This is a genomic window from Sneathiella litorea, from assembly GCF_009882915.1.
In the GTDB taxonomy this organism is placed as follows: domain Bacteria; phylum Pseudomonadota; class Alphaproteobacteria; order Sneathiellales; family Sneathiellaceae; genus Sneathiella; species Sneathiella litorea.
The window spans coordinates 416,762-430,917 of the sequence record NZ_WTUW01000001.1; the positions used below are offsets into that span (position 1 = coordinate 416,762).

Annotated in this window: 14 protein-coding genes and 1 tRNA gene; 7 read left to right on the forward strand and 8 right to left on the reverse strand. The window is 50.8% G+C overall.

Translation table 11 applies throughout. From position 1 onward, the window contains the following. The 8 genes from livM to GQE98_RS02075 form a co-directional block, all read right to left on the reverse strand. Positions 1-1,338: a high-affinity branched-chain amino acid ABC transporter permease LivM gene (gene livM / locus GQE98_RS02040; protein WP_161313878.1), complete on the reverse strand. Its 1,338-nt coding sequence runs from the start codon at positions 1,336-1,338 to the stop codon at positions 1-3. Then, positions 1,338-2,273, reverse strand: a complete 936-nt coding sequence (locus tag GQE98_RS02045) for an ABC transporter permease subunit (protein ID WP_161313879.1) — start codon at positions 2,271-2,273, stop codon at positions 1,338-1,340. Before GQE98_RS02045 ends, livM begins: the two co-directional genes overlap by 1 nt. 343 nt (positions 2,274-2,616) lie before the next feature. Further along, positions 2,617-3,627 carry a cytochrome d ubiquinol oxidase subunit II gene (gene cydB, locus GQE98_RS02050; protein WP_161314770.1) on the reverse strand — a complete coding sequence of 337 codons (1,011 nt, stop codon included), beginning with the start codon at positions 3,625-3,627 and terminating at the stop codon, positions 2,617-2,619. 21 nt (positions 3,628-3,648) lie between these two features. Further along, positions 3,649-5,046 (reverse strand): cytochrome ubiquinol oxidase subunit I, encoded by a 1,398-nt coding sequence (locus GQE98_RS02055; RefSeq protein ID WP_161313880.1) that lies wholly within the window; start codon positions 5,044-5,046, stop codon positions 3,649-3,651. Positions 5,047-5,177: 131 nt separating this feature from the next. Beyond that, positions 5,178-6,527: an NADP-specific glutamate dehydrogenase gene (gene gdhA / locus GQE98_RS02060; protein ID WP_161313881.1), complete on the reverse strand. Its 1,350-nt coding sequence runs from the start codon at positions 6,525-6,527 to the stop codon at positions 5,178-5,180. 587 nt (positions 6,528-7,114) lie between these two features. Next, a complete protein-coding gene (arsH, locus tag GQE98_RS02065; protein ID WP_161313882.1) occupies positions 7,115-7,831 on the reverse strand; it encodes an arsenical resistance protein ArsH in 717 nt (238 codons plus the stop codon). Further along, on the reverse strand, positions 7,828-8,232 hold the full coding sequence (arsC, locus tag GQE98_RS02070; RefSeq protein WP_161313883.1) for an arsenate reductase (glutaredoxin): 405 nt from the start codon (positions 8,230-8,232) through the stop codon (positions 7,828-7,830). The genes arsH and arsC overlap by 4 nt, the downstream gene beginning before the upstream one ends. 152 nt (positions 8,233-8,384) lie before the next feature. Continuing rightward, positions 8,385-8,474 (reverse strand) — tRNA-Ser (locus GQE98_RS02075). 238 nt (positions 8,475-8,712) lie between these two features. Between GQE98_RS02075 and rplU the strand changes: the two genes are divergently transcribed. The 7 genes from rplU (at position 8,713) to rsfS (ending at position 14,147) form a co-directional block, all read left to right on the forward strand. After that, a complete protein-coding gene (gene rplU, locus GQE98_RS02080; protein WP_161313884.1) occupies positions 8,713-9,234 on the forward strand; it encodes a 50S ribosomal protein L21 in 522 nt (173 codons plus the stop codon). A 5-nt stretch (positions 9,235-9,239) separates the two neighbouring features. After that, the gene (rpmA, locus tag GQE98_RS02085) at positions 9,240-9,497 is read left to right on the forward strand and encodes a 50S ribosomal protein L27 (protein ID WP_161313885.1); all 258 of its coding nucleotides are present in this window, start codon (positions 9,240-9,242) and stop codon (positions 9,495-9,497) included. 117 nt (positions 9,498-9,614) lie between these two features. Next, the gene (gene obgE / locus GQE98_RS02090) at positions 9,615-10,679 is read left to right on the forward strand and encodes a GTPase ObgE (protein WP_161313886.1); all 1,065 of its coding nucleotides are present in this window, start codon (positions 9,615-9,617) and stop codon (positions 10,677-10,679) included. Then, positions 10,667-11,791 carry a glutamate 5-kinase gene (gene proB / locus GQE98_RS02095; RefSeq protein ID WP_161313887.1) on the forward strand — a complete coding sequence of 375 codons (1,125 nt, stop codon included), beginning with the start codon at positions 10,667-10,669 and terminating at the stop codon, positions 11,789-11,791. Before obgE ends, proB begins: the two co-directional genes overlap by 13 nt. 22 nt (positions 11,792-11,813) lie before the next feature. After that, on the forward strand, positions 11,814-13,100 hold the full coding sequence (locus tag GQE98_RS02100; protein ID WP_161313888.1) for a glutamate-5-semialdehyde dehydrogenase: 1,287 nt from the start codon (positions 11,814-11,816) through the stop codon (positions 13,098-13,100). A gap of 7 nt (positions 13,101-13,107) precedes the next feature. After that, a complete protein-coding gene (locus GQE98_RS02105; RefSeq protein ID WP_161313889.1) occupies positions 13,108-13,713 on the forward strand; it encodes a nicotinate-nucleotide adenylyltransferase in 606 nt (201 codons plus the stop codon). A 74-nt stretch (positions 13,714-13,787) separates the two neighbouring features. Further along, positions 13,788-14,147 (forward strand): ribosome silencing factor, encoded by a 360-nt coding sequence (rsfS, locus tag GQE98_RS02110; protein WP_161313890.1) that lies wholly within the window; start codon positions 13,788-13,790, stop codon positions 14,145-14,147. Positions 14,148-14,156 lie beyond the last annotated feature (9 nt).

The following is a 14,156-nucleotide window of genomic DNA, read 5'->3' on the forward strand; positions in this document are numbered from 1 at the left end:
TCAGTGCCCCTCCCCTTGTGCAACCATATCTGCTGACACCTTCTTTTTCTCTTTAAGAAAGATGGACGGGATACGTGTCGAGATCAGGCCGCGCGGCCGCCAGATCATTATTATCACCATGGCAAGACCAAATATCAGCATTCGAAACTGTTCGGCCTCCCGGAAGATTTCAAAACCACCAATCATGGCAATGGAAGCAATTACCACACCAGTTTGCGAACCCATGCCGCCAAGAACAACAATCGCTAGGATCAGGGCCGATTCAATAAAGGTGAAACTTTCTGGCGAGATAAATCCTTGTCGAGTGGCAAAAAATGACCCCGCAAAACCGGCGAACATAGCGCCAATGGCGAAGGCTGTCAGTTTCACGGAGGTTGTATTGAGGCCAAGTGACCGGCAGGCGATCTCATCTTCACGCAAGGCTTCCCAGGCACGACCGATTGGCAGGCGGCGGAGGCGATTAGTCACAAAATTAGTGAGTAGCGCCAAAGCGAGGATCAGGAAATACAAGAACATGATGCGATGTATCGAAGAATAATCGAGACCAAAGAAATCAGCAAAGCCCCCTTCACTACGGTTAAAGGGAAGGCCAAAAAAGCTTGGCCGTGGTATCCCGGAAAGCCCGTCAGGCCCGCCCGTAAACTGATACCAATTGAGCAATACAATGCGAATAATCTCGCCAAAAGCGAGCGTCACAATCGCGAGATAGTCCCCGCGCAGCCGAAGAACCGGGAACCCAAGAATAATTCCCCAAAACGCCGCAAGAATCCCGGCGAGCGGAAGACACATCCAAAAAGAGAATCCGAAATACTGGGCTAACAGTGCATAAGAATAGGCCCCGATGGCATAAAACGCCACATAGCCAAGGTCCAGAAGCCCGGCAAGGCCGACTACAATATTCAGGCCCCAGCCAAGCATGACATACGTCAGAATCAGGATACTCAGGTCAAGGAGATAACGATCGGTAAAGGGCAGGAAGGGGAAAACCAAGGCAAACAAGAGCATCGTTGGCCCGAACCCCTTACCTACTTTCGCGGATACCTTCGCAAGGCCGGACTTTATACTCACCGGCATTTCAACGGCGGATGTTCCGGGAGGCTTGCTCCAAACGAAGATCCAAAGCAACAACCGGCCAATAACCACAGCGGCAATCACATAAAAGGCGATATCATAGCGCACTTCTAGCCCGAGACCACCCGCTGCGGACACGGTCCGGAACGCGATCGTGGAGCCAAAAACTGCCGTTGCTATCAGTGTCGTAACAATGAGGTCTTTTACGACTTTGCTAAAATCCAGATGTCGAGCTGGGCGCGAGGGGGTGCTTTCCGTATCTGCCATTATACTTTTTCCACCTCCGGCTTACCGAGCAAGCCTTGCGGCAGAAAGATCAACACAATCGCCAACATGGAAAAGGCGGCGACGTCCTTATATTCAATTGAGAAATAGGCGGACCACAATGTTTCAATCAGTCCGATAACCAGCCCCCCAAGCATTGCCCCAGGAAGCGACCCGATCCCGCCCAATACAGCGGCGGTAAATGCCTTCACACCAGCAACAAAGCCGATAAAGAAATCAATTACGCCGTAATACAGAAGGAACATCAAACCAGCAACCGCCGCAAGCGCGGCACCCATCACGAAGGTCATGGAGATTGTCCGGTCTACATTGATGCCGAGGAGTGAGGCCATCTTACGATCCTGCTCACAGGCCCGTTGCGCCCGGCCAAGAGATGTCTTGGCGATAATAAGGGAAAAAATCGTCATCAAGATAATCGTCACGACAATGATCAGGATCTGCATATTGGAAATCTGAACGGCAAATTCGCCATTCGCGTCAACCCGCGTCATCAAGGTGTAGCCATCCGCGATTATGGGTTGGAGCGGCTTAACCCGGGCGCCTTGTGTGATCTGGATATAGTTTTGCAGTACAATAGAAATGCCAATGGCCGTGATCAGCGGGGCAAGCCGGAAGGAACCCCTAAGCGGACGGTAGGCTAGCCGTTCTGTTGTCCACCCATATACCGACGCAATTACCATAGCCGTCACAAGCACGAGTATGAGCGCCAGTATAGTCAATCCGAGCCCGGTTGATATCGTCAACCCAAGAGCCGTTATAACAATCAGCGCGATAAACGAACTCACCATGAAAATGTCGCCATGAGCAAAATTGATCATGCCGATGATTCCGTAAACCATGGTATAACCGATCGCGATAAGACCATAAATCGATCCCAGCGTAATACCATTGATCAATTGCTGCAAAAAATATTCCATTCGCCTCCCCTCGATGAAAAAACCTGTCGCAATGCCAAGCAATCTTTTTTTCGTCAGCTATCACTGACGTTGTGGATATAAGGCCGCCTCCCATCCAAAAAAGCAGCCCCCTATCTCCCAATTTATTACCGTATGACAGACATTTGACAGACGCAAGAGGGATTAATTGTCACAAATTGACATCTTAGAAATTAGAGAATTTGTCGGAACTGCTGATTTTCAATACTTAGCCTTGGTTATGGCATTAGGACAAGCCGAATAAGAAGCGCTACGGCACCAACCGCTAAAACCCCCAACACCCACAAAGCGACGAACCAGAGATACTGCCGCAATCGAACAGACATCAGTGATATCCACCTTCCTTATCGACCTTCCCCCGGAACACCCAATAGTTGTATATGGTGTAGGAAAGAATTATGGGAACAAGAAAAATGGTCCCAACTAATAGAAATTGCAAACTTTTTTCAGGCGCTGCCGCGGCCCAGATCGTAATATCAGGCGGCACCATACGGGGATAGAAACTGATTCCAATTCCGATGTAACAAAGCAGAAAAATGCCATGAGCCGCAAAAAAAGGTCTGATATCGTGATGGCGTTTAAGTCCAATAAACAGAATGGCCGCGCAAATTGCTAACAGGAACGGGATCGTAATACTGAATAACAGATTTGTTCCTTCAAACCAGCGGTGATGATATTGCGCATCAAGGAACGGGGTTGCAAAACTGGCAATTCCGACGAGAATAAGGGTGCCCAAACCTGAAATCATGGAATACTTTCGCGCTAGATTTTGCAGCTCTCCTTCCGTTTTCATGACCAGCCATGTCGCTCCCAAAAGAGTATACCCGACTACAAGGGAAAATCCGGTCAGTAATGAGAAAGGTGTTAACCAGTCGAGACGGTCGCCGGCAAAACTCCTATCAACAACCTCAATTCCCTGAATGAGCGCACCAAGACATATGCCTTGCGCCAAAGTCGCTACTATGGACCCAAAGGCAAAGGAACGATCCCACCAGATGCGTCTTTTTTCAGACGCCCGCCAGCGGAACTCAAAGGCAACCCCGCGGAAGATAAGTCCCAGCAACATAACAATAATAGGGATATAAAGGGCGGGCAGAACAACAGCATAGGCAAGCGGAAAGACGGCGAGCAAACCGCCGCCGCCCAAAACGAGCCAGGTTTCATTGCCGTCCCAGATCGGCGCAACCGAATTCATCATCACATCGCGATGACCTGATTCCTCCGGAACCAGTGGAAACAGAATACCGACCCCCAAATCGAACCCGTCGAGCGACACATAGGCAAGAATTGCGAACGCAATAATTGCGGCCCAAATAAGAGGTAGATCAAATTCCAGCATGTTTTTTCCTCCCCTGCGTCAAGATTGGGAGTGATCAAAAGTTGAGGGGGCCCCTGTCATTCCGGACGCCCTCTTTAGGCTCGCCGTTGTGGTCTCGGGAACGGGTTCGGGCGATTTCGCCATCAGCCGCAACATATAATACACGCCGGTACCAAACAGGACAAAATAGACGAGAATGAAGGCGATCAACGTGCCGCCGACCTCGACCCCATTTAGGGGGGACGCGCTCTCCGAAGTTCGCAGCAACCCATATACCGTCCAGGGCTGCCGGCCCGCCTCTGTTGTGACCCAGCCACAAAGCACCGCAATGAAGCCGATCGGGCCTGCAGCCACTGCGGCGCGAGCAAGCCAACGATCCTCATAAAGGCGCCCCTGATACCGACGCAACGAACTCCAAAGCCCAATGAAGAGCATGATCATGCCCATTCCCACCATGATCCTGAATGTCCAGAAAATCAGGAACGTATTCGGCCAATCTTCTCTCGGGAATGACTCAAGACCTTGTAATTCGCCATCCCAGCTATGGGTGAGGATAAGCGATCCCAACCTTGGTACTTCAACGGTGTAGAGGGTCTTCGCCTCGTCATTATCCGGCATACCGAAAAGTAGAAGCGGTGCGCCTTTCACATTCTTATAATGTCCTTCTATCGCCGCAATCTTTGCCGGTTGATGCTCAAGCGTGTTCAATCCGTGCTGATCGCCTGCGATTATCTGGATCGGGGTTACTATCGCCGCCATCCACATTGCCATCGAAAACATCAGTCGGGCGTTTTTATTGGACTTGTCTTTCAACAGATGAAAGGCTCCGACGGCGCCAACGACAAAGGCCGTGGTCAAATACGCCGCCAACACCATATGAACCAACCGATATGGAAAGGAGGGATTGAAAATCACGTTAAACCAGTCGTCAGGGACGAATTGTCCGGCCGCATTGATTATGTGCCCGGTGGGGGTCTGCATCCAGGAATTTACGGAAAGTATCCAGAAGGCAGAGAACAGTGTTCCTGCAGCAACCATCAATGTCGCAAAAAAGTGAAGCCTTGGCCCGACCCGTTTCTGGCCAAACAACATCACGCCGAGGAAGCCTGCCTCAAGGAAAAAGGCGGACATAACCTCATAACCCATCAATGGCCCTATCACTGGCCCGGCCTTGTCGGAAAATACGGACCAGTTCGTGCCGAACTGATAGGCCATCACGATTCCCGAGACGACCCCCATCCCGAAGCCGACCGCAAAGATGGTCTTCCAGTAGTTGAAGACCTCGATATATTTCTGTTCCTTTTTCCAGAGCCATAGGCCTTCCAGGACGGCAAGGTAGCTGGCCAATCCGATGGAGAAAGCCGGAAAAATAATATGAAAGGACACAGTAAAGGCAAATTGCATTCGGGCGAGATCAATTGCATCAATGCCAAACATGCTGCCTTACTCCGCATATATCAGGATGGCCACAGACTAGCATTTATTCGGGCCATGTCAGGTAAAATTACTCATCCTGCTACTTTCTGCCGCAAGCCATTATAGAAATCCAGTGACCGAAAGCGTTTAGTTTAAATCACCCCTAAAGCACGAATTGCCTCTGCAACACGGATAAACCCGGCAATGTTCGCTCCGGCAACATAGTTACCCTCCAGCCCGTACTCTTCGGCTGTCCGTTCACAGCGATCATGAATTTTTCGCATTATAGCCGCGAGTCGTTGTTCCGTTTCCTCAAATGTCCAGGAATCTCGGGAGGCATTTTGCTGCATTTCAAGAGCGCTTGTAGCGACACCGCCCGCGTTCGCAGCTTTTCCGGGTGCAAACAACACACCGGCATCCAAAAACGCTTTAACGGCCTCCGGTGTGCACGGCATATTCGCTCCCTCTCCAACGGCAATAACGCCGTTGTTTATGAGAGCCTGGGCATCTTTCCCATTCAGTTCATTTTGGGTGGCGGATGGCATTGCGACATCGCAGGGTGTATTCCAGATGCTGCCAGACGAATTGTATGCCGCTGTTGCATTTCGTTCTTTCGCATAATCGGAGAGTCGTCCGCGCTTAACTTCCTTTATTTCTTTTAGAAGTTCACAATCTATACCTTCGTCTTCAACAACGAAGCCGTCCGAATCAGAACAGGCAATTACCCGTCCCCCCAGCTGTGTGATTTTCTCAATGGTATAAATTGCCACGTTTCCTGAGCCGGAAACGACTACTTTCTTACCATCAAAGCTATTTGATCGGGTGCCCAGCATCCGCTCCACGAAGAAAGCCGCTCCATATCCGGTTGCTTCTTTGCGTACCCGAGAGCCACCCCAAGTCAGGCCTTTACCCGTAAGCACGCCCGATTCATATCGGTTTGTCATCCGCTTATACTGGCCAAACATAAAACCGATTTCACGTTGTCCAACGCCGATATCACCTGCGGGAACATCTGTATACTCACCAATATGTCGGCTGAGTTCTGTCATATATGATTGACAAAACCTCATAATCTCCATTTCGGAGCGCCCTTTAGGATCAAAATCAGCGCCGCCCTTTCCCCCACCAATTGGAAGGCCCGTAAGGGCATTCTTGAAGATCTGTTCAAATCCAAGAAATTTAATGATGCCCAAGTTTACACTAGGGTGAAACCGCAGGCCCCCTTTATAAGGGCCTAAAGCGGAATTAAACCCGACCCTGAACCCGCGATTGATCTGAACATCCCCCTGATCATCCACCCACGGAACCCTGAATATGATTTGACGTTCTGGCTCACATATTCTTTCTATGACGGCATTGCTCGCGTATGTCGGATTCTTTACGACTACCCTACCGATACTATCCAGAACTTCTCGAACAGCCTGATGAAACTCCGTTTCCCCGGCATTCCGCCGGAGTACCTCGGAAAAAATTGGATCAAGTGATTCGTGAACGTCAGCCATTTATGTTTTACTCCTCTGCAGAGGTTATTATTATGTAGCTGCTTCAAACAGAATTTGTCGCGCATACGGAATATTTCATGTATTTCATATAGATATAAAATTAGGACACAAGAAAAAACCTGTCTCCCTTTCTAATATATCGGTTAAATGCGTGATTTCCGGGCAAGATAAATATCCCGCAATGGCTCATGAACGTTCACTCCCAGGGCAACGGAATCATGGATAAACAGAACATTAAGTCTCGCGAATGTTTTGTCGCCCGTCTCTGTAAATTGGATAATAGATAGGGAAACCGTCCATGTTTATAGATGTTCATTTACCAAAATTTCTTGGGCATCAAGATCGATGGGAATTCCAATCCATCCGGCCGATTCCCAATACCAGATGGTTCAAAAACATCGCATCGATTTACTATTCACATTTAGCTTGGTGAGGACACTCTGCAGCGGGTCAACCCTATCGGATTAGGACTTGATGACACGATTGTAGTCGGTCGACTATCAAAGTGCCGTCGTGGATCGCGTAAAAAATTAGCAAGGCGATGTCGAATCAGAGTCTGCCTGACCTACTCCATAGGCTCGGCGCAATCACATTGATTTCTGATTTACACGTTTCGACAAGACTTCTGCACTTTCAATCCGTTCCGAATATCGATCCACCAGATAGGAAGCCCGTCCTCTCGTAAGAAGGGTGAATTTCACCAATTCTTCCATCACATCAACCATACGATTGTAGAACGGAGATGGCTTCATGGAGCCATCGTCTTCAAACTCCAAAAACGCTTTTGAAACAGATGATTGATTGGGAATCGTAATCATGCGCATCCATCGGCCTAATATGCGCATTTGATTGACGGCGTTAAAACTCTGTGACCCACCACACACCTGCATCAGTGCGAGAGTGCGCCCTTGTGTGGGCCTGACCCCACCAATTGGGGCCAAGGGGAGCCAGTCTATCTGTGTTTTCAAAACCCCCGTCATTGCGCCATGACGTTCAGGCGAACACCAGACGTGCCCTTCAGACCAAAGCGATAGTTCTCGTAACTCCTGCACCTTTTGATGGCTTTCAGAAGCGTCATCGACAAGGGGTAATCCTGAGGGATCATATATCTTTACCTCCGCCCCGAATTGGCGAAGCACTCGCGAAGCTTCTTCGGTCATGAGTCTGGAATAGGATCGCTCACGAAGGGATCCATAGAGCATCAAGATACGTGGCGGATGAGTTGGCTCGCCTGAAAGTGCCAGTTTGTCTGTTTGAATTGCATGAAAATGCTCGGCAACTATATTCGGTAGAACGGTCTTCATGGTACCGCAATGACCTCCCCATCTTCTTTTGTGTAGGTTTTTCCGGATGCAGCGTCAATTAACCGGAAGACTGTTTCTGATGGACGGCAAAGTCCTACACCCTTCGGGGTACAGACGATGGGACGATTTACCAACACAGGATGTTCCACCATTGCCTCCAGAAGTGCATCATCGGAGACCGCAGGGTCAGTCAATCCAAGCTCCTCAGCGGGTGATTTTGAAATCCGCAATGCCTCGCGCGGTGTCAAGCCGGCAGCGGCAAACAGGCCCAGTAATTGCGGGCGTGTCCACCCTGTGTTCAGATAGTCAATTACAACAGGTTCTTCGGCAAAGGCACGAATGATTTCCAACACATTGCGTGACGTGCCGCATTCTGGGTTATGATAAATGACGATAGACATGTACCCTCTTATCTCGCTTCTGTTAAAAGCGGAAAAATATCCGGCCATATTGAATGACCATGCGCTTGATTGAGATAAATAAAACTGAATTAATCCATATATCATGAATAGTAGATGCTTTATACCCCGTCAACGGTTAAGTATGACGGAAATGGCGGTCGGTGAGAGATTCGAACTCTCGAAGGGCATTCACCCTTACCGGTTTTCGAGACCGGCGCATTCAACCACTCTGCCAACCGACCGCTTGGAAATTTAGGCGGATGACGCTATAACTAAGCATCTGAGTGCCCAAAATCTCTGGAAAACGGCTTGTAGCGCATGGTATTTGGCGACGCAAGAGCGGATTGCGCCAAAAACTTCAAATCAACGCTTGAATCAGGTTGACTTCGCCCGGGCCATGGATATATTGCGGCCTTCAATTGTGGTGCGCAAAGAAATTAGTCTTGGCGGCCTATTTAACATGTTCGAAACGGATCAGCCATGTTTGCAGTGATCAAAACCGGCGGCAAGCAATATAAAGTCGCCAAAGACGATGTTATCAAGGTGGAGCGCCTCGCTGGCGAAGCAGGCGATAGTGTGCAGCTTGATGAGGTTCTTGCTATCTCCGGTGAAGACGGAGCTTTAACGATTGGCGCACCGCTTCTCGATGGTGCCGTCGTTTCAGCAACGCTGCTGGAACAGGCACGTGCCGATAAGATTGTAGTGTTCAAGAAGAAGCGTCGGCAGAATTACCGCCGCAAGGCCGGGCACCGTCAGGACCTGTCCGTTCTTAGAATCACGGACATTGCCGCGAAAGGCGCAAAGAAGGCCACGGCTAAGAAAGCCGCTCCGAAGAAGGAAGCCGAGGTAAAGGCCGACGCTCCTGCAAAGGAAGAAAAGGCCGAAGCCGCACCTAAAAAGGCAGCCGCCAAGAAGGCAGCCCCAAAGGCTACCGCCGAAAAGAAAGCACCTGCGAAGAAAGCAGCGCCCAAGAAGGCAGCCGCTAAGAAAACCGAGGAGTAAACTAGATGGCACATAAAAAAGCTGGCGGTTCATCCCGTAACGGTCGCGACTCAGCTGGTCGCCGCCTCGGCATCAAGAAATATGGTGGCGAAAAAGTTATTCCAGGCAACATCATCCTGCGCCAGCGCGGCACCAAATGGTACCCGGGCGACAATGTAGGCATGGGCAAGGACCACACCATCTTCGCCGTTATTGATGGTAATGTAAAATTTACCAAGAAAAGTGGCGGAAAAATCTATGTATCCGTGGAGCAGCAGGCGTAACGCCCGCTTCATACGGTTAGAAGATTGAAGAAGGGGAATGGTCCGGCCATTCCCCTTTTTTGTTTTAATTGACATGCGAACTAAGTTCGATGTCTGACAAAGGCTAGCGACAGCGTTATGAAATTTCTCGATCAAGCGAAAGTTTATCTTCGCTCCGGTAACGGAGGGCCCGGCGCACTTAGCTTCCGGCGTGAAAAATTTATCGAGTTCGGTGGCCCGAATGGTGGTGATGGCGGTCGCGGCGGGTCTGTCATTGTTGAATGCGTCGAGGGGCTGAACACGCTGATTGACTATCGTTATCAACAACATTTCAAGGCGAAAAGTGGCGGCCATGGCATGGGCCGGGATCGCACCGGCGCGGCAGCGACTGACGTCATTCTTAAAGTCCCGGTCGGGACCCAGGTACTTGAGGAAGACAACGAAACCCTGATTGCCGATTTTACCGAAGTGGGCCAGAGTATCACACTCTGCAAGGGCGGCGATGGCGGCCGGGGCAATGCCGCCTTCAAGACATCAACCAATCGCGCTCCGCGTAAAATCGAGCCCGGCTGGCCGGGGGAGGAACGCTGGGTCTGGCTGCGCCTCAAACTGATCGCCGATGCCGGATTGGTCGGCTTGCCGAATGCCGGCAAATCTACATTTTTGAGCGTTACCAGCCGCGCGAAACCAAAAATCGCCGATTATCCCTTTACAACATTAGTTCCCCAACTTGGCGTCGTTGCCGTAGGCGAACGAGAATTCGTGCTGGCGGATATTCCAGGACTGATTGAAGGCGCCTCTGAAGGAATCGGCCTTGGCCACCGCTTTTTGGGCCATGTGGAGCGTTGCCGCGTTCTGTTGCATTTGATTGATGCGACCGAAGAAGATGTAGTTGACTCATACAAGACGATCCGCCACGAGCTTGTCACTTATGATGAGGGCCTTGCTGCAAAGCCAGAGATTATTGCTCTCAACAAGATGGATTCGGTGACCGATGAAGAGCTGGAATCGAAGATCGAGGCGATCAAGAAGGTGTCGGGAAAACCCGTTTTTGCTATCTCCGCAGTGATCGGCGAAAATGTTGAACCTCTACTTTTTGCGCTTCTCAAGATCATTGATGAAAGCAAGGCAGAGGAACGGGCGAAACAGGAAGCTGAGGAAAGAACACTTGCCGGAGAAGAACCGACAACATGGCGCCCCTGATTAACCGATTTACCCGTGCAAAGCGCGTCGTCATCAAAATTGGCTCTTCCCTTCTTGTAGACAGCGCCACCGGTCAGCTACGCCGCGACTGGTTGACTGCACTTGGCCAGGATATTGCCAAAATGCGTGAACGCGGTCAGGAAACCCTGATCGTTTCCAGCGGCTCCATTGCCATTGGTCGACATGTACTGGGCTTAAAAAACAACCCGCTTCGGCTTGAAGAGAGTCAGGCCGCTGCGGCAACGGGTCAAATCCAGCTTGCACACGCCTATCAGGAAATTCTCGGGCTTGAAAACATCCAGGTTGCGCAAATCCTGCTTACACCTGGAGATACGGAAGAACGCCGTCGCTATCTTAACGCCCGGAGCACCGTTACGACCCTCCTCTCCCTCGGTGCACTGCCCGTCGTGAATGAGAATGACACCGTTGCGACAAGTGAAATCCGCTATGGGGATAATGATCGCCTCGCGGCGCGGGTCGCGCAGATGATATCGGCGGACTGCCTGGTTCTGTTGAGCGATGTTGATGGATTATATACCGCTGACCCAAAAGGTGACGCGGATGCAAAATTCATTCGGGAAGTAAAAGACCTCGATGGCGAAATCCTTGCTATGGCCAGCAAGACAAAAACCGATGTTGGCCGGGGTGGCATGGAAACCAAACTGAAAGCCGCGCAGATTGCCATGGCGGCAGGCTGTAATATGTTCATTACCAGCGGCACGGTCCTGCATCCGTTAAAAGCACTGGAAAACGGCGCCCCTTCAACCTGCTTTATCGCCCAAGAAACGCCCCGCAAGGCCCGCAAGAAATGGATCGCAGCAAGCCTGACTTCGCGCGGACAGCTGGTAATCGACAAAGGAGCGGAAAAAGCTCTCAGATCAGGGAAAAGCCTCCTCCCTGCAGGTGTCACAAAGGTTGAAGGCCCGTTTGAACGAGGAGACCTTGTGACGGTTGTGAACATGGAGGGCGCGGAACTCGGGCGGGGCCTGGTTGCCTATTCCTCCGAGGACGCGGAATGCATCATCGGGCATAAAAGTGGTGAGATTGCCGAAATTCTCGGTTATTCTGGCCGCGATGAGATGATTCACCGGGACGAACTTGCGTTGAACTAAACCGATAAACGGGAAGCATAAAATGACAGCACAACCTCAGATCAGAAACAATGGCGATATCGCTGAAATGATGGAAGAACTGGGTCGCGGTGCACGTAAAGCTGCGAAAATACTGTCGCTCGCCCCAACGGACATAAAAAACAAGGCACTTCTGGAAGCTGCCAGCGCCCTTCGCTCTCGAAAGAGTGATATCATGGCTGCCAATGCCAAGGATATCTCCGCTGCCAATACCAAGAGAATTTCGGCGGCGCTTCTCGACAGGCTGGAGTTAAACGACGCACGGATCGAAGCGATGGCTGAGGGCCTTGATGCTATTGCAGAGCTTAAGGACCCTGTCGGCGATGTCATGGCCAGTTGGGACCGGCCAAACGGCCTTCAAATATCCCGTGTCCGCGTGCCATTGGGCGTTATCGGGATTATTTATGAATCCCGCCCCAACGTGACGGCGGACGCGGGCAGTCTCTGCCTTAAATCCGGGAATGCCTGTATCTTGCGCGGCGGATCGGAAAGCTATTATTCCAGCCGCGCAATCTGGTCCTGCCTGCAAGATGGGCTAACCGCCGCAGGCCTTCCCGTTGAAGCAATCCAGATGATCCCGACAACCGATCGCGCGGCGGTTGGGGAACTGCTGACGATGACCAGCTATGTGGACGTTATCGTTCCCCGCGGCGGACGTAACCTGATCGAGCGAGTGCAAAGTGAAAGCCGTATTCCTGTTTTCTCCCACCTGGAAGGGCTGGTTCATATATATATCGATAAAGAGGCCGACCCTGCAAAAGCACGTGATGTTGTCCTTAATTCAAAAATGCGGCGGGTCAGCGTCTGCGGCGCCCTTGAGACCCTGCTCGTTAATCGCGCTGTTGCCCGCGAGTTATTGCCTGAAATACTTGATGATTTGATCTCGGCAGGCTGTGAAGTGCGCGGCGATAAAGATGTCCAGGCGCTGGACAACCGTGTCGTTCCTGCAACTGAAGATGACTGGCGGACTGAATATCTGGAGCCAATTCTGTCGATACGTATCGTCGATGATCTGGCGGCAGCCATCGATCATATTGAAACCTATGGCTCTCATCATACAGATTGTATCATTACCGAGGATAAAACCGCGGTCACGACTTTCATGCAGGAGGTGGATAGCGCAATCGTCCTTCACAATGCCTCAACCCAGTTTGCGGATGGCGGGGAGTTTGGCATGGGCGCGGAAATCGGTATTTCCACCGGAAGAATGCATGCCCGCGGTCCGGTCGGTGTCGAGCAGCTCACCAGCTTCAAATATATCGTTAAGGGCACTGGCCAGACGCGGCCCTGATGTATCAATGAGAGCTCAGAAAATCGGCTTGCTCGGCGGATCATTCAATCCCGCCCATGACGGGCACCGCCAGATCAGTCTGGCGGCGCTCCGTCTTCTAGATCTTGATCAGATATGGTGGCTGGTATCTCCTCAAAACCCACTAAAGTCGGCAGAGGGCATGGCGGAGTATGAGGAACGGTTAGCTGCGGCAGAGAAAATCGCCCATCATAGCAGAATTCGCGTCTCCGATTTTGAAGCCCGTATCGGCGAACAGCGAACAGTACGCACGCTTGCGGCTCTCAAAGTGACTTTTCCGCAACATAGGTTCGTCTGGCTAATGGGGGCCGATAATATGGTGCAGCTTCCTAAATGGCAGCATTGGGAACGGATCATGGAGTTGGTTCCGGTCGCCATATTCAACCGACCCGGTTATACCTATAAAGCTTTGAATGGAAAGGTTGCTTACAAGTATCGAAACCAGCGCGTCCTTAACGGATTGACCGGTGACCACCGTCGACAGCTTGCAGACATCCCTCCGCCAGCCTGGACATTCCTGACGGAAACGACGATCAAACTAAGCAGTACGCAAATAAGAAATTATCATGACACTACAGGAAATACTTGCTCTTGAGGCAAAAAATTCCCAAATTAGGCATGTGAGGACGAAACGTGAATATCACTTTTGGAGAATAATTGATCCCTATTATGAAAGCTAACAAAGCTGTAGTTGCTAAACTCCGCGATCTCGTTGAAAAAACTTTGAGCGATGACAAAGCGGAAGATCTCGTCTCTATCGACCTTGCCGGAAAAACCTCCTTCGCTGATTACATGGTTATTGCTAATGGCCGTTCCACCCGTCAGGTGGCGGCGATGGCTGATCATTTGAAAACGCGGATCAAGGAGGAAGGCTTCGGTTCGGTTCGTATGGAAGGGCAAACCGGTGGTGACTGGATACTGGTCGACGCTGGTGATGTCGTCGTGCATCTTTTTAGACCGGAAGTTCGGAATTTTTATAACCTGGAGAAGATCTGGGCCCCCGATATTCCGATGGAAATGATCAACTAAGCCCTTTAA